We start from the raw sequence: 15665 nt of genomic DNA on the forward strand, positions 1-15665 counted from the left end.
CCGCGTAACGACGGGCGGGGGCCGGTCATCCCGGAGGGAACACCCATGGCACAGCCTGCAACGAGGCCGGCAGAAGGCCCAGGCACCACCTCACCGATCACCGCTGCCGACACGGCGGTTCACCCGGTCGACGAGAAGCTTCCTCCCGCGCGGCTCGTCCCCGCCGCGCTCCAGCACATCGCCGCCATGTACGCGGGCGTCGTCACCCCTCCGCTCATCATCGGCCAGGCCGTCGGCCTGGACACCGCCGGGATGACCCGGCTCATCGCGGCGAGCCTCCTGATCGCCGGACTCGCCACCATCCTGCAGACCGTCGGTCTCGGCCGCTTCGCCAGCAACCGGCTGCCCTTCGTCAACGCAGCCTCCTCCGCCGGGATCGCGCCGATGCTCGCCATCGCCGAGACCAGCGCGCCCGGCCACCAACTCCCCGCGATCTACGGGGCGGTGCTCGTCGCCGGAGGCTTCTGTCTGGCGGTCGGCCCCTTCTTCGGCAGACTGCTGCGCTTCTTCCCGCCGCTCGTCACCGGTGTGGTCATCACCCTCATCGGCGTCACCCTGATGCCGGTCCCGGTCGCCTGGGCGCAGGGCGGCGACGCCACCGCCGCCGACTTCGGCGCCATGAAGTACCTGGCGCTGGCCGCCTTCACGCTCGTCGTCATCCTGCTCATCCAGCGCTTCGGGCGAGGGTTCCTCAAACAAGTGGCCCTGCTCATGGGCATGTTCGTCGGCACGCTGGCCGCGATCCCGTTCGGACTCGCCGACTTCTCCGCGCTGAAGTCCGCGCCGCTCGCCGCCCTGCCGACCCCCTTCGCCTTCGGCGCGCCGGAGTTCCACCCCGCCGCGATCCTCTCCCTCTGCATCGTCATGCTCGTCCTGATGACGGAGTCCTCGGCCGGGATGCTCGCCCTCGGCGAGATCTGCGACCGCCGCACCGACGGCCGTACGATCACCCGAGGCCTGCGCACGGACGGCATCGCCACCCTCCTCGGCCCGGTCTTCGGCGGCTTTCCCACCAGTGCCTTCGCCCAGAACGTCGGTGTCGTCTCGCTGACCCGCGTACGCAGCCGGTACGTTGTCGCGGCCGCCGGCGGCGCGCTGCTGGTCCTCGGCGCCTTCCCGGTGCTCGGCGCGGTCGTCTCGCTCGTCCCGATGCCCGTCCTCGGCGGCGCCGGCATCGTCCTCTTCGGCTCCATCGCGGTCAGCGGCATCCGCACGCTCTCCGAGGCGGGCCTGGACGACAGCTCCAACATCATCCTGGTCGCCGTCGCACTCGGCGCGGGCATCATCCCGCTCGCCGCGCCCACCTTCTACGCCGGATTCCCGGCCTGGGCGCAGACCGTCCTCGGCTCCGGGATCAGCGCGGGGGCACTGGTCGCGGTCGTGCTCAACCTGTTCTTCCATCATCTCGGCACCCACAGCCGCACCGCTGTGGCACTCAAATCCTCCTAGGGTCCTGCCGTGCCCACATCGCCACAGAGAGAAGAAGGAAGCGCCATGGCAGCTTCGGCAGACCCTCAGCGCATCATCATCGAAAACTGTTCGATCGCCACCGTCGACGCGCACGACACGGAGTACGCGTCCGGGTACATCGTCGTGGCGGGCAACCGCATCGAGTCCATCGGCGCCGGCAAGGCCCCCGAGGGCCTGACCGGAGTCGTCCGGCGGATCGACGGCACCGGGCACCTCGCCACCCCCGGCCTGGTCAACACCCACCACCACTTCTACCAGTGGATCACCCGGGGTCTGGCCACCGACCACAACCTCTTCAACTGGCTGGTCGCGCTCTACCCGACCTGGGCACGCATCGACGAGCCGATGGCCCGGGCCGCCGCGCAGGGCTCGCTCGCCATGATGGCCCGCGGCGGCGTCACCACCGCCATGGACCACCACTACGTCTTCCCGAAGGGCTCCGGCGACCTCTCCGGCGCGATCATCGGCGCCGCCCGTGACATGGGCGTACGGTTCACCCTCGCCCGGGGCTCCATGGACCGCAGCGAGAAGGACGGCGGCCTGCCCCCGGACTTCGCCGTCGAGACCCTGGAAGGCGCGCTCGCCGCCACCGAGGCCACCGTCGACGCCCACCACGACGCCTCCTTCGACGCCATGACCCAGGTCGCCGTCGCGCCCTGCTCGCCGTTCTCGGTCTCGACCGAACTGATGCGCCAGGGCGCCGAGTTGGCCCGGCGCAAGGGTGTACGGCTGCACACCCACGGCTCGGAGACCGTCGAGGAGGAGCAGTTCTGCAAGGAGCTGTTCGGGATGGGCCCGACCGACTACTTCGAGTCGACCGGCTGGCTCGGCGACGACGTGTGGATGGCCCACTGCGTCCACATGAACGACTCCGACATCGCCGCCTTCGCCCGTACGGGAACGGGCGTCGCCCACTGCCCGTCCTCCAACGCGCGCCTCGCCGCCGGGATCGCCCGGGTCCCCGACATGCTGGCCGCCGGTGTTCCCGTCGGCCTCGGCGTGGACGGCACCGCCTCCAACGAGTCCGGCGAACTCCACACCGAGCTGCGCAACGCCCTGCTCATCAACCGCCTCGGCGCCCACCGCGAGGCAGCCCTGAACGCCCGTCAGGCCCTGCGCCTCGGGACCTTCGGCGGGGCCCAGGTCCTGGGCCGCGCCGACCAGATCGGCTCCCTGGAGGCCGGCAAGCTCGCCGACCTCGTCCTGTGGAAGCTGGACACCCTGGCCCACTCCTCGATCGCCGACCCGGTGACCGCGCTCATCTTCGGCGCGGCCGCCCCGGTGACCCTCTCCCTCGTCGACGGCAAGCCGGTCGTCGAGGGCAGCCACCTCACCACGGTGGACGAGGACGCGATCGCCCGGGTCACCCGCGACGAGGCCCGCCGCCTCGCGCAGATCGCCGCCGGAGCCTGATTCCGAGCGGTGCCCCGCCGGAGTCCGACTCCGTGCGGCATCCCCGCGGAGCCCGGCTCCGCGCGGTATCCCCGACCGGCCGGTCGAGGGGGACGGCCCGAGACCGGCCGCCGTGGACCCGAGCGGGGTCCACGGCAGCCGGTCCGGCGGACGCGCGCATGGTGCGCGCCCGCCGGACCGGTGATGAACGCTGCCCGCACACACCCCCAGTGCGAGCCGCTCCCGCACCCCCCCTTCTGCCCCACCTGCACCACCTGCAGCACCTGAGAGAGCCGCACCACCGCACCACTTACGCACCACCTCCCTGAACCCCACGTCGCCGACGACGTGTAACCGACCGGAGGAACCGCCGTGGCCGCCAAGCCCAGGTTTCGCAAAGACGCAGATGCAGCCGCCCCCGACACGACGGCCGACAACGCCGCGGAAGCGGGAGGCGACCGGAAACACCCGGTCGACCAGACCCTCCCCCCACTGAAGATGTTCACCAGCGGCCTCCAGCACGTGGCCGCCATGTACGCGGGCGTGGTGGCCCCACCGCTCATCGTGGGGCCCGCCGTCGGCCTCACCGCCAAGGAGACCGCCTTCCTGATGGGGGCGAGCCTCTTCACGGCGGGGATCGCCACCCTGCTCCAGACCATCGGCTTCTGGAAGGTCGGCGCCCGGCTGCCCTTCGTCAACGGCGTCTCGTTCGCCGGGGTCGCCCCGATGATCGCCATAGGCAAGGACCGGGGACACGACGGGATAGCCGTCATCTTCGGCGCGATCATCGTCGCGAGTCTTCTCGGGTTCGTCCTCGCTCCGTACTTCTGCAAACTGGTGCGCTTCTTCCCACCCGTCGTCACCGGCACCGTGATCACTCTGATCGGCGTCTCGCTCCTCCCGGTCGCCTTCAACTGGTCCCAGGGCGGCAACGCCACGGCCGACGACTACGGTTCGATGACCAACATCACCATGGCCGCCGTGACCCTGGTCATCGTGCTGGCTCTGCGCAAGCTCCTGCGCGGCTTCCTCCAGCAGATCGCGATCCTGCTCGGCCTGGTCATCGGCACCCTGATCGCCATCCCGGCCGGCATCACCGACTTCGGAGCCATCAAGGAGGCCGACGTGGTCGGCTTCCCGACGCCGTTCGCCTTCGGCGCCCCGCAGTTCGAGATCGCCGCCATCATCTCCATGTGCATCGTGATGCTGGTCTGCATGACCGAGTCCACCGCGGACATGCTGGCCCTCGGCAAGATCGTCGGCCGCCCGGCCGACGAGAAGATCATCGAGGGCGGTCTGCGCGCCGACACCCTCGGCAGCGCCATCAGCCCGCTCTTCAACGGGTTCATGTGCAGCGCCTTCGCCCAGAACGTCGGCCTCGTCGCCATGACGAAGATCCGCAGTCGCTTCGTCGTCGCCGCGGGCGGCGGCATCCTCATCGTGCTCGGCCTGGTCCCCGTCGCGGCCTCCGTCATCGCCCTCGTACCGCTGCCGGTGCTCGGCGGCGCGGGCATCGTCCTCTTCGGCACGGTCGCGGCCAGCGGTATCCAGACCCTGGCCACCGCGGCCATGGAGAAGGGCGAGAACGCGCTGATCGTGGCGGCGGCCCTCGGCATCGGCCTGATCCCGATCGCGGCGCCGCAGTTCTACCACGCCTTCCCGGAGAGCCTGCTGGTGGTCCTCGACTCGGGCATCTCCACCGGCTGTGTGGTGGCGATCGTGCTGAACCTCGCCTTCAACCACCTGGGCCGCGAGCCGGACGCGGCGGACGAGGAGCAGGCACCGGGCGAGCACGTGGTGCCGGCCGCGGCCGGGGTCGGCGTCCACTGACCCCTGCGGATGTGGACCGGAGCACCCCGGGGCCCCGCGCGACGCGGGGCCCCGGCGGCCGACCGGCGCCCGTCGGCTGTAGCGTCAGGGGCATGGAAGATCAGTCTGTTGTGGATGTCGGTGATGTGCGCCTCGCGTACCGGACCTGGGGCGACGCGTTCGGCTCGCCCGTCGTGCTGCTGCACGGCCTCGGCGGTTCGGCCGCGGACTGGGAGGCGGCCGGCCCCCTGCTGGGCCAGGACTGGCGGGTCTTCGCCCTGGACCTGCGCGGCCACGGCGAGAGCGACTGGCCCGACGCCTACGGCCTGGACCTGATGGCCGAGGACGTCGTGGGCTTCCTCGACGAACTGGAGCTGGACCGGGTCGGCCTCGTCGGCCACGGCATGGGCGGCGTCGTCGCCCGGCTGGTCGCCCAGGAGCACTCCGACCGGGTGGAGCGGCTGGTGCTGGTGGAGACCCCGGCCCCGTTCCCCGGCGACCCGGGCCCGGCGGGCCGGGCCGAGGGCCCGGTGGACTACGACGAGAACGCCGTGCCCGCCGTACGCGACCAGCTCGCCGACCCCGGCCCGGACGCCGACGAGGCCCTCGGCGACATCGTCTCCCCGACGATGATCATCACCGGCGGCCCGGAAAGCGCGATGGAACAGCACCGCCAGGCCGACGTGGCCTCCCTCATCCCGGACTGCCGGATGATCACGGTCCCGGGCGGCCACCGGATGCACGAGACCCGGGCGGACCAGGTGGCCGCGCACATCACGGAGTTCTTCACCAGCTGAGGCGCTCCCGCGCCGACGGCGCTGTCAGTGGCGGCTGCCATGATCGACGCCATGGACTTCGACCGTGCCCTGTTCCACGCCGAGCTGGACGCGCAGCCCTGGGCGTCGTACACCCACGCCTACGGCAGCGCCGAGGACGTTCCCGGCTGTCTGCGCGCACTCGCCGGGGACGACGACCCGGCGGCGGAGGAGGCACAGAGCGAGCTGTACGGCAGCATCCTGCACCAGGGATCGGTGTACGAGGCCTCCGCGATGGCGGTCCCGTTCCTGGCCCGGATCGCCGCGGCGGGCATCCGCACGGTCGATGTGCTCCTGCTGATCGGCGGCGTGGCGGAGGGCGGCACGGACCCGGACCCCGGGGCGGAACCCGCCGGGGGCGGGGCGGCCGGGGAGAGCGACGAGGCGGCCTGCCGCCGGGCCGTCGTCGCGCAACTGCCGTTGCTGCTGGCCTCATTGGAGCACCGGGACCGTGCCGTACGCCAGGCGGCGGCCTGGGCCGCCGGGTGGACGGGGACGGCGGGAGCCGCCCTCGCCGTGCCGGCGCTCCGCGAGCGGTCGGCGGTCGAGACGGATCCCCTTGTCCGCGCCGAGCTGCTCACGTCCCTGGTGGAGTTGGATCCGGAGGGCGCCGCCCCCGCGGCGGCCCGGGCGGTCGGCCCCGACAGCCCGCCGGAGCTGCGGATCGCCGCCGTGATGGCCTGCCTGGACGCCGGGCTTCCCTGGACCCGGGACCAGCACGAAGCCGTGCTGGACCTGCTGCCCCTGGACCGCCTCGCCGCCGACCGGCACGACCACTCCCGGAACGAACCCCTGCACGCCATCTCCCTGGCCCTGCTGGAGCGGGACACCGAGGCGGACCGCGAGGCGGTGTTCGCGCTGCTCGACGCCGCGCTGCGCAGCGACGATCCCGAAGCCCGCACCGAGGCGGTATGGGCGGCCACGACGGCGTGCGAGCTCTCCCGGTCCGCGCCCGCGCGGCTGGCCCCCGCGCTGATATCGGCGGCCCTGGCGGACGGGCCCGACGACGAGACCGGCGCCCTGTCGGCGCTCGGCCGGCTCGGCCCGTCCGGCGCTCCCGCCGCCGATCTGCTGGCGGCCCGCTCGGCCGGCGACGGCGATACGGCGGACCGCGCGCTCGAAGCCCTGGTCACCGTCGACCCGGTACGAGCCGCGCCCCTGCTCGCCCGGGACCTGGAGCGGCGGCCCCGGGCGTTGCAGGCCGCGTCCGGCCGGCTCGCCGAGGCGCTCCCCGTCGTGCCGTTCGACCCGGAGCTGCTGGCGGCGGTCCGGCGGCGGCTCGCCACGATGGAACCCGGCGGCACCACTCCGTTCCGGCTGACGGCACTGCTCGCGTCCTGGGGCCCGGACGCCTCCGCCGCCGTGCCGGAACTGCTCGCCGCCCTGCCGACGCACCCCCGGGTGCTGCCGAAGGCACTGGTCGCCGTCTGCCCGCCCGGGCGCCGGGCCGAGGCGGCGGACGCCCTGCGGGCGCGGACGGGGACGGGCCCGGCCGAGGAGCGGATCGAGGCGGCCCGCGCACTCCACGAACTGGCCGGTGACGATGGGCCGTTGCTTCCCCTGCTGGCGGAGCGGCTCGCGGTGAGCGCCGGGGGAGGCGGGGGATCCGGCGGGGCGATACGCGAGGCGGCGGAGGCCGCCGCCGCTGTCGGGCCCGCCGCCTCGTCGCTCGTACCCGCCCTGCGCGCCGCGCTCAACAGCCCCGGCGCCGAGCGGACCAACCCCCAGATGGACGACGACATCGCCCTCGCCGTCGCCCTGCACCGGATCACCGGCGACGCGGCGGAGGCGGTTCCGGTGCTGGCCGGAGTGCTCGGTGACCGCGGCGGGCTCTGGCGGCGCTGGACGCTGGTCCGCGCGGCGGAGGCCGCGGGAGGCCTCGGCCCGGCGGGCCGGCCGCTCGTCCCCGTACTGAAGGCACTGCTCGACGACCCCCGGCAGACGCCGTCAGTGGCCCTCGCCCTCCATGCCGTCGCCCCCGACGCGCTGGACGCCGGGCACGTGGCCGGGCTGCTGCTCGACGCGGCGGAAGCATCCACGGCCCCCTTCGAGGCCGTGGACGCGCTGGTGGTGTTCGGCACGGACGCCCTGTCCGACGAGCACCGGGCGCGGCTCACGGCGCTGGGGGAGCGGGACAGGAGAGTGGTGAGGTCCGGGCTGGACGGCACGGTCGAGCTCACCGACGAACGGCTGCGCGCCCGGGTGCGCGCGGCGGTCAGGGGTGCGTGATCCTGCGGACCCGATCCGAACCGGGCCGTGCGTCCGGAGCCCGTGAGGCGGCGGGGACGCCGGGGCCCGCCCCTCTCAGCTGCCCGGCTGCCAGTCCGGACGGCGACCGCTGAGAGCGATCACCCGGTCCAGCGGCGGGGCGTCGTCCGGCACCGGGACCGGCGGCCCGAAGAGACTGCCGCCGTCGGAGCCGTCCGGGCGGTCCGGGCTGTCCGGGCCGCTTCCCACCGGCGCGAGGAGGGCCTCGCAGGAACGCAGTTCGGCCTCCCCGGCCGCGTACGGCTGCCCGGTCGACCGGGCGAGGTCCCAGCCGTGGACGACGAGTTCGTTGAGTGCGACGGCCCCCGCCACCTCGCCGGGCAGCTCCACCCCGCCCGCCCGGGTCATGCCCGTCCAGGCGTCGGGCGAGCGCCAGGCCGCCGCCATCTCGTCCAGCCGAAGGGGCAGCACCTCACGCCAGTCGTCGTCGAGGACGGGGAGGGCGGCGTCGGGGGACACGTCGGTGCTCGCCCCGAGATCCTTGCGGGCGGCGTCGCGGAAGGCGGTGGCCAGCCCGGTGAGATGGCCGAGCAGCTCCCGTACGGCGTAGTCGGGGCAGGGGGTGGGGCCGTCCAGCCGGCTGTCGTCGAGCGGACCGAGCAGCGCGGCGATCCGTCGGGCGGCGGGCTCCAGGTCGGGAGGAGCGGCGGCATCCGACACGGGGTTCTCCTGTGCGTCCATACAGGGAAGACCCCTCGACCACCGAAAACTCATCGCCCCGCCACCCGCCACCCGCGCCCCGCCACCCGCGCCCCGCGCCCCGCGACCCAAGACCCATGCCCCGTGTCCTGCCCGGACCGCGGGCGGGCGGGCGGACGGGTGGCGCACACCGTCACATAGCGGAAGGTTCCTCGCCGTCCTCTTGTCGGCGACCCCCGCACCATGGCATACAGGTCTGGACCATTGCTGTCCGGATGGAAGGCACCACCGTGCAACGCCCCCACATCTCTGCCGCGTTGACCTGCTCCGCCCTGCTTCTCACCCCCCTCCTCTCCGCCTGCGGTGGTTCCGCCGAAGCCGACACCCAGCCGCCCGGCACCCCGGCGAACGTCACCGCCCAGGCCAGCAGCTCCACCTCCGTGCACGTCATGTGGAAGGCCGCCCCCGACGACGAGAAGGTCGCCGGCTACGAGGTCTACCGGGGAAAGAGCAAGGTCAAGAGCGTCCCCGCGACGAAGACCATGATCGACGTCAACGGTCTGACGGCCTCGACGGACTACACCTTCAGCGTCCGGGCCAAGGACACGGCCGGGAACCTCTCCGCGCCCAGCAAGGCCGTCCCCGTCACCACCCAGGCCACCCCGCCCAAGGACGACGAGCCCCCCACCGTCCCGGCGAAGCTGACCGGCCGCGCCGACGGCAGCCGTGGGGCCACGCTCACCTGGGGCGCGGCCAAGGACGACGTCGGTGTCACCTCGTACGACATCTACCAGGAGGACTCCCGGATCCACAGCGTTCCCGCCTCCGAGACCACGGCGAAGCTCACGGGGCTGCGCCCGGGGACCGTCTACACCTTCACCGTCCGGGCCCGCGACGCCTCCGACAAGTCCTCGGCCGACAGCAACACCCTCGACCTCACCACCGCGTCCGCGCCCGGCGCCCCCGCGAGCACCGCCCCCACCGGGCTGCGGACCGAGGTCGGCAAGGAGGGCGGCCTGTTCACCCTGGACCTGTCCTGGGACCAGCCCGACACGGGCGGCACCATCCCCGCCTACGAGCTGTACATGAACGGCAAGCTGACCACCACCATCGTCTGGGGCGGTACGCCCCCCAAGGGCCGTGCCACCTACCGGCTCGACCTCCCCGAACCGGCGGGCACCCGCTATTCGGTGAAGCTCAGGGCCAAGCTTCCGGACGGCACGTGGGGTGACTTCTCGGCCCAGCGGACGGTGGTCCTGACGGACTGACATCCGGCGGGGCCTTCCGGGGCCCTCGGGGGCTTGGGCCGGCCGGGGTCCATGGTCCATCCTGGGGCGGCGGCGACGCTGCCGCGGCGATGAGCACGGGGGTGCGGCACCACGATGGTTCCGGGGACAGTGGGGCAGTTGGTCATTCTGCTGGTCCTCGTGCTGCCGGGGTTCTTCTACCAGGCGGTGCGGGAACGGCTGCGCGGCTCCCTCGCCAGTGAGCAGGAGCCGCAGAACCGGCTGGTGCGCGCCATCGCCGCAGGCGCCCTGCTCGACACCGTCTACGCGGTGGTCGCCGGGCCGTGGCTGGTGCGGCTGCTGGCCGGGGGAGGGGACGGGCCGGTGGCCGGGGTGCTGCGTCAGCCGCGCCAGGCGGGGCTCGCCGCGCTGCTGCTGATCGTCGCCGTGCCGTCCGCGCTGGCCTGGGCGGAGGCGGTGTGGTGGCGGCGGCGCGCCCGGGCGCGGTACGAACCGACGCCGACCGCCTGGGACGCCCTCTTCCGCGACCGGGGATCGTGCTTCGTCCGGGTGCGCCTCAAAAGCGGTCTGTGGGTCGGGGGTTGGCTCGGTTCGGGGTCGGCCGTCTCGGCCTATCCGCAGCCGGGTGACCTCTATCTTCAGGCCCAGTACCGGATGGGGCCCGACGGCTCCTTCCTGGGGAAGGTGCCGGGCACCGCCGGCGTGTATGTGCGGGCGGCCGATGTGGACGTGCTGGAGGTGCTGCTGCCGCCCGCCGCGTCAGCGGCCGGAGGGAGTGACTGACCGATGGCGAAGGCAGCGGGGACGGGTCGAGGCGGGGAGGACGGGGCGGGTGACGACGCCGAACTGGCCGCCCTCGTAGCGGAGTTCTCCTTCCGCAAGACCTATCGGCCCACCGACGACCTGGCCGAGCCGGACGAGCTGCCGCACGGGCCGTCGGGCACCGCGCTGGGGGAGGGGGCCCCGCCCGCCCGGGGAGCCGGGGAGCCGGACGGGCCCTGAAGGCGGGCGGGGCCGCGCCGCCCCGTCGTGGAGCGCCGCCCTCATCAGGGGCCCGTGTGGATATGGGCCGCCCACAGGTGGGGCGCCTGTGGGTACTGGTCGCGCAGGGCCCTGACCGGGTGGTGCAGGGCCCTGGCCGGACCGATCGGACGGCCCCGGTCGAGATCCGCCGCGAGCGCCGTGTAGAACTCTTCGGTGAGCCGGGTCGCCAGCTTGTCGGCGACGGGCCACAACGTGCCGATCACATGCGGGTATCCGGCCAGTTGGAAGGAGGAGGCCAGCTGGACCGCCTCGTCGGACAGCCTGATGCCACCCTGGGCGGCCGAGCAGGCGGACAGTACGGCGAGCTCCGGGCTGCCGGGGCGCTGGGCCGCCGCGTCGGAGACGGTGAGCCGGCCGTCGTACAGGACCAGCCCGCTTCGCGACGGATCGAGCGGCTCGTTGACTCCGTGGCAGCTGAAGTGGACCCAGGGGTGGGCCTCCAGCGCCCGGCCGACCGCCGCCACGGTGGCCTCGGGCCCGGCCAGCAGCCTCCCCCCGGGGAACAGCTCCCCGACCAGCTCCACCTCCCGCGCGACGCCCGGCAGCGGCGCGGCCCCCGGCGTCTCGGCGAGGGCCACGACCAGCGGGGAGGGGCGTGCGGTGCCACCGGGGGCGGGGCGGTCGCGGCCCCCGGAGGCGAGGCCGTCGCGGGCCCGCACCAGGGCGCGCACGGTCGGGGTGTACGAGGAGACGGCACGGTCGAGGACCCAGGTCCCGGAGTCCGCCGCGCCCCGCCCGGCGGCGTGCAGCGGCAGGAAGGACAGCAGGCCGGTGGCGCACCACCACACCCGGGGCCACGGACCGTCCTCGCGCGGTACGGAGTCGAGCCCGAGGTGCTCCAGCACGGGTGCGGCCACGGTGTCCCAGAGCCAGCCCAGCGTTCCCGAGAGGCGGCGCATCATCGCGACGGCCTCGTCGACGCCTCGTTCCCCGTACGCCGTGTCGATCCCCCCGACGAACTCCGCCGCCCGCGCCTCGACGTCCCGCAGCGTGAGGCGGGGCAGGGGCACCACGTCGATGCCGGCGTCGGCGGTCACGATCAGGGCGTCGCAGCGGAAGGCGCTGACGTTGACGACCACCACCGGCCCCTCGGCCGCGGAGGCGACCAGGTCGCTCACCGACGGCGGTCGCAGGAAGCCGTCAAGGCCCGGTAACGCCCTGATCTCCTCCAGAAGTTGCTCCCAGCGCCGGGCCAGGGCGAGCCGGTCCTCGGCGACCGCCGCCGCCTCACGGGCGGCGTCGGACGGGACCACCGTCGGCCCGCCGGGCCCGGAGCCCAGCACGGGGGAGGGGCGCGGCGGCCGGCTCAGCCGTTCGCGTATCCGCTCGAACTCCGCCGCGAGGCCGGGAGCGACGGTGCGCAGCCGCGACACACCGGCCCGGTTCTCCAGCCCCTGGGCCAGCAGCACGCCCCGCCCCTGTTCGAGGAGGGTGAGCGCGCGTTCCACCGCACCCGTCTCGATCGCCAGTGCGGCGGCGTCACTCGCCACGCCGTCGCTGAGCAGCAGCCGCGCCTCCTGGTCCGCGCGGGCGAGGCTGCGTGGTGCGATGCGGGGCAACAGACCGACGGCGTAGGCGTACGCCTCCAGGCCGTCGGCCGTCCGCCCGGCGTGGACCGAGGCCAGCCCCCAGGCCTGGGCGGCCCGGAGCCGGGCGCCCAGATGGGTCACCGGGCTCCGGGCGCAGTCGCGGGCGACGCGGGCCGCCTCCGCCAGGTCGACCCGGTCTCCCAGCCTCCTCCGGTCCAGTTGCGCGGTCGCCAGCAGCAGTTGGGAGACCCCGTGCAGGGCGTGGCCGGGGGAGGTCCCCGCGAGGGCGTCCCGGGCGGCGGCCTCCGCCCGGTGCAGGGCCTGCCGCACCGCCGCCCCGTCGGGTTCCCCCGCAGGACGGGCACCGGCCCGGCGGCCGGGAGCGAGGCGGGCGAAGGTCACGCAGGCGGTCGCGAGTTTCTGCAGGGCGAAGGGGCGCGAGGGGTGGTCCGCGCCGAACCCGGCGATCACCTCATCGAGGATCCGCCGGGCCTCGTCGGCGGGACGCGGGTCCTGGTCCGACTGGGCCCGGTTGATCAGCAGGGCGCCCAGATTGACGGCGGCCGACTCGGCGCCCCAGCGGTCGCCGTGGGTCATGACCATCGCCTCGCGCAGCAACGCGACCGCCTCGTCGACGACGGAGGCGTCGCCCACGGTCTCGTACCAACAGCGCAGGGCCTCTGCGAGGTTGTTGAGATGCAGGGACCGCTCCACCGCCGTCGGCGGGCTTTCGTCCAACGCACGGCGCAACACCGTCAGGGCCTCGGCCAGCCAGACCCGGTTGCCGGAGAGCAGGCCGCGGTCCATGAGGGCCCCGCCCAGGTTCGTGAGCGCCATCCCCCGGCGTATGCGGGGCGTCTGGGCCGCGGCCTCGCGCAGGGTGCGGACGGCCAGGTCGCCGAGCGCCTCGTTCCCGCTCTCGACGGCCCGGGTCCACCGGATGAAGCCGAGTCCGGTGAGGACGCTGCCCCGCAGTCCGTACGGTGTCGGCCGGGGCGAGTCCAGAACGGCCTGGTAGAGGCGCACGGCCTCCTCGCTCTGCGGCACGTCACGGCTGTGGCGGTAGAGGGCCCCCAGGCTGTTGGCGAGGCCGAGCAGCGCCATCGGCGGGGGCGCGCCCGGCGCCACGGCGAGCGCCTCCCGGTGCCACCGTACGGACTCCTCCAGCGGAGCGGGGTCGGAGGCGTGACGGGCGAGGTTGCGCAGCGCGTCGCCGAGGGCCGTGCGGCAGGCGGATCCGCCGTACACGGACGGGTGGGAGGCGGCAACAGCCCTGCGCAACACGGTGATGCCCTCGTCCAGCGCCCCGGTGTCCGAGCAGAACTCGGCGCGCGCCATCAAAGTCTCACCGAGGCCCAGGAGCAGCCGGGCGGCGAAAGGGTCGGACGGCCTCGACAGGCCGACGGCCTCCCGCTGGGCGGCCACCGCCTCGCTCAGGAGCTCGGTCCGGACGGACCACGCGACGATGTTCATCAGGCCGAGGCCGACGTTCGCGTGCCGTACGGCTCGGTCGACGCGGGAGAGCGGCGCTCGCCGCAACTGCTCGCGGAACAGGCCCACCGCTTCCTCGCACAGGCCGACGTCCCCGGTCGCCTCCGCCCGTCTCATGAGGGCCTCGGCGTACTCCCCGTGGCCGTCCCAGTACTCCGGGCCGCCGGTCCGGAGCAGTCCGAGCCCTCGGCGCATCTCGGCGGCCGCCCTGGGCCACTCCTCGACGTTCGCCCCGGCGCGCCGGGCGAGCGCCGCCCCGAGCGCGATACGCGTGGTGGCCTCGAAGTTCCTGGTGGGAGCGGGAAGGACGAGGCACTTGTGGAAGCAGTCGATGGCCTCGGCGGCACCGTCGGCGTCGCCCGGGAGCAACAGGCAGGCGCCGAGTGCCCGCAGGACCCGGGCCCGGTCGGCGGAGCGGGCCGGAACCTCCCCGGCGAGCTCCCGGAGGAGGGCCAGGGGGGCGTCGATGGCGCCGGGGTCGCCGGGCGACTCGACCAGGCCGAGGCCCCCCGGATCCCAGAGGTTCCCGGCCCGCCGGGCGGCACGCCTTCCCAACAGCTCCGCGAGGTGGGTGGCGAGCACGATCCGCCGTGGCACCTCGTCCGAGGACACGGACTCGGTCCCGAGGCGGGCGTGGGTGACGGCCTCGTCCAGGTCGCCCAGGGAGCCCTTCGCCGTGTACCGCGCGTCCAGCGCCCGGGAGAGCGTGAAGTGGGCGCGGGAGCGCAGCGGATGCCCGTCCGGAGCGCCGTCCAGAGCCTCACGGGCCGTGGCGCACGCGTCGTCGAGGAGGTCGGGGCGGCCCGCGTGCCCGGCGAAGCCGGACAGCAGCAGTCCGAGGTTGGTGAGATAGACGGTGCGCTCGAAGACGTTGGGGGCGGTGTCGGCGGCCCGGCGGCAGGCGGCCACGCCCTCCTCGTGGAGCCCGCCGTGCCCACCGGCCGCGACGGCTTCCGCGAAGAGGGCGACACCCAGGTCGGAGAGGAGTGCGGCCCGGTCGGCCCCGATGGCGTGCGGCTCGCGGAGGGCCGTGCGCAGCAGCGCGATCCCCTCGAAGCGCAGCGCGGGTTCGTCCAGGCGGTCGGCGGCGAGGCAGAGCGCGGAGCCGAGCGTGGCGCGGTGCTGTTCGCGGTGCGGGCTGTTCCCCGTGGCGAGGTCCACCGCCTTCCGCAGGGCGTCGACCGACTCCCGCAGGGCGTTCCCGTCGCCGGTCACATCGGCCCAGTTGCGGAGCGTGTGGCCGAAGTTGCCGTGTCTGCGGGCCTGTTCGTCCCGGTCGCCCGGGGCACAGGCCACGGCGGCGCGCCCCGCGGCGACGGCGTCGGCGAGCGCCTGGCGTCCGGCGCCGTCCTGGAATCCGTAGAAGAGGACGAGCCCGAGGTCCGACAGGCAGATGCCCTGCTCCACGCTGCCCCCGCCGGAGGCGGTGGCGGCGTGCCGCAACAGGGCCTCGGCCCCGCGCAGCACCTCCGGGTCGCGGGCCTGCTGGAACACCGCCATCATCCCGACGCCGGCGTCGTACGCCAGACCGGGCTCGGTCACGGCACCCTCCGGCTCGCCCGCCAAGGTGGCGAAGACCGGGCGCAGCCCCTGCGGGACCCGGTCGGGGTCCTGCTCGCGGATCACGGAGAACCGGAGCAGCGCGGTGGCGAGCGCAGCCCGGTCGGCCGAACCCCGTGCGGCGTAGCGGAAGAGGTCGGCGATGCCGAGCGCCAGAACGCCCGGGCCCCACGTGCTTCCGTCGGGCAGGGCGAGGCAGCCGAGCACCTCGTCGGCCGCCCGCGCGGCCTCCGGGCCGGTGAACCATTCCAGAACGCCCGGGTCGGCTTCCGCGCGCTCGGCCTGCCGGAGGATGAGGTGGGCGCAGTCCTCGGCCCTCGCCTGTGTCATCGCATTCCCGTCGCCCCGGTGCTCCCCGCGTTCCCGGCGTGCTCGGCCGGCAACGGGAACACTCTGGTGAG

At 74.3% G+C, this 15665-nt stretch carries 10 protein-coding genes; 8 read left to right on the top strand and 2 right to left on the bottom strand.

Annotated features, from left to right (window positions below):
• The first annotated feature begins 45 nt into the window (after positions 1-45).
• The 5 genes from PSQ21_RS30285 (at position 46) to PSQ21_RS30305 (ending at position 7715) form a co-directional block, all read left to right on the top strand.
• A complete protein-coding gene (locus PSQ21_RS30285) occupies positions 46-1449 on the top strand; it encodes a nucleobase:cation symporter-2 family protein (protein ID WP_274034486.1) in 1404 nt (467 codons plus the stop codon).
• A 45-nt stretch (positions 1450-1494) separates the two neighbouring features.
• Positions 1495-2883: an 8-oxoguanine deaminase gene (locus tag PSQ21_RS30290; protein WP_274034487.1), complete on the top strand. Its 1389-nt coding sequence runs from the start codon at positions 1495-1497 to the stop codon at positions 2881-2883.
• A 351-nt stretch (positions 2884-3234) separates the two neighbouring features.
• The gene (locus PSQ21_RS30295) at positions 3235-4692 is read left to right on the top strand and encodes a nucleobase:cation symporter-2 family protein (RefSeq protein ID WP_274034488.1); all 1458 of its coding nucleotides are present in this window, start codon (positions 3235-3237) and stop codon (positions 4690-4692) included.
• A gap of 92 nt (positions 4693-4784) precedes the next feature.
• Positions 4785-5468, top strand: coding sequence for an alpha/beta fold hydrolase (locus PSQ21_RS30300; RefSeq protein ID WP_274034489.1), 684 nt, complete (start codon positions 4785-4787; stop codon positions 5466-5468).
• Between the two features lie 39 nt (positions 5469-5507).
• Positions 5508-7715 carry a HEAT repeat domain-containing protein gene (locus tag PSQ21_RS30305; protein WP_443334409.1) on the top strand — a complete coding sequence of 736 codons (2208 nt, stop codon included), beginning with the start codon at positions 5508-5510 and terminating at the stop codon, positions 7713-7715.
• A 75-nt stretch (positions 7716-7790) separates the two neighbouring features.
• Here PSQ21_RS30305 and PSQ21_RS30310 read toward each other — a convergent pair whose 3' ends face one another.
• The gene (locus tag PSQ21_RS30310) at positions 7791-8435 is read right to left on the bottom strand and encodes a TIGR03086 family metal-binding protein (RefSeq protein WP_274034491.1); all 645 of its coding nucleotides are present in this window, start codon (positions 8433-8435) and stop codon (positions 7791-7793) included.
• 233 nt (positions 8436-8668) lie between these two features.
• Here PSQ21_RS30310 and PSQ21_RS30315 point away from each other — a divergent pair, with 233 nt between their 5' ends.
• From PSQ21_RS30315 to PSQ21_RS30325, 3 genes are all read left to right on the top strand, one after another.
• The gene (locus tag PSQ21_RS30315; protein WP_274034492.1) at positions 8669-9661 is read left to right on the top strand and encodes a fibronectin type III domain-containing protein; all 993 of its coding nucleotides are present in this window, start codon (positions 8669-8671) and stop codon (positions 9659-9661) included.
• Positions 9662-9790: 129 nt separating this feature from the next.
• Positions 9791-10423 carry a DUF6338 family protein gene (locus tag PSQ21_RS30320; RefSeq protein WP_274034493.1) on the top strand — a complete coding sequence of 211 codons (633 nt, stop codon included), beginning with the start codon at positions 9791-9793 and terminating at the stop codon, positions 10421-10423.
• 3 nt (positions 10424-10426) lie between these two features.
• Entirely contained in the window at positions 10427-10642 is a 216-nt protein-coding gene (locus PSQ21_RS30325; protein ID WP_274034494.1) for a hypothetical protein, read from the top strand.
• Positions 10643-10686: 44 nt separating this feature from the next.
• Here PSQ21_RS30325 and PSQ21_RS30330 read toward each other — a convergent pair whose 3' ends face one another.
• The gene (locus tag PSQ21_RS30330) at positions 10687-15594 is read right to left on the bottom strand and encodes a CHAT domain-containing protein (protein ID WP_274034495.1); all 4908 of its coding nucleotides are present in this window, start codon (positions 15592-15594) and stop codon (positions 10687-10689) included.
• Positions 15595-15665: the final 71 nt, after the last annotated feature.

The organism is Streptomyces sp. MMBL 11-1, assembly GCF_028622875.1.
In the GTDB taxonomy this organism is placed as follows: domain Bacteria; phylum Actinomycetota; class Actinomycetes; order Streptomycetales; family Streptomycetaceae; genus Streptomyces.

Excerpts from the sequence above, each read along its gene's own strand:
- PSQ21_RS30285 (WP_274034486.1), top strand. The coding sequence starts at position 46 with ATGGCACAGCCTGCAACGAGGCCGGCAGAAGGCCCAGGCACCACCTCA.
- PSQ21_RS30290 (WP_274034487.1), top strand. The coding sequence starts at position 1,495 with ATGGCAGCTTCGGCAGACCCTCAGCGCATCATCATCGAAAACTGTTCG.
- PSQ21_RS30300 (WP_274034489.1), top strand. The coding sequence starts at position 4,785 with ATGGAAGATCAGTCTGTTGTGGATGTCGGTGATGTGCGCCTCGCGTAC.
- PSQ21_RS30305 (WP_443334409.1), top strand. The coding sequence starts at position 5,508 with ATGATCGACGCCATGGACTTCGACCGTGCCCTGTTCCACGCCGAGCTG.
- PSQ21_RS30310 (WP_274034491.1), bottom strand. The coding sequence starts at position 8,435 with ATGGACGCACAGGAGAACCCCGTGTCGGATGCCGCCGCTCCTCCCGAC.
- PSQ21_RS30315 (WP_274034492.1), top strand. The coding sequence starts at position 8,669 with ATGGAAGGCACCACCGTGCAACGCCCCCACATCTCTGCCGCGTTGACC.
- PSQ21_RS30325 (WP_274034494.1), top strand. The coding sequence starts at position 10,427 with ATGGCGAAGGCAGCGGGGACGGGTCGAGGCGGGGAGGACGGGGCGGGT.
- PSQ21_RS30330 (WP_274034495.1), bottom strand. The coding sequence starts at position 15,594 with ATGACACAGGCGAGGGCCGAGGACTGCGCCCACCTCATCCTCCGGCAG.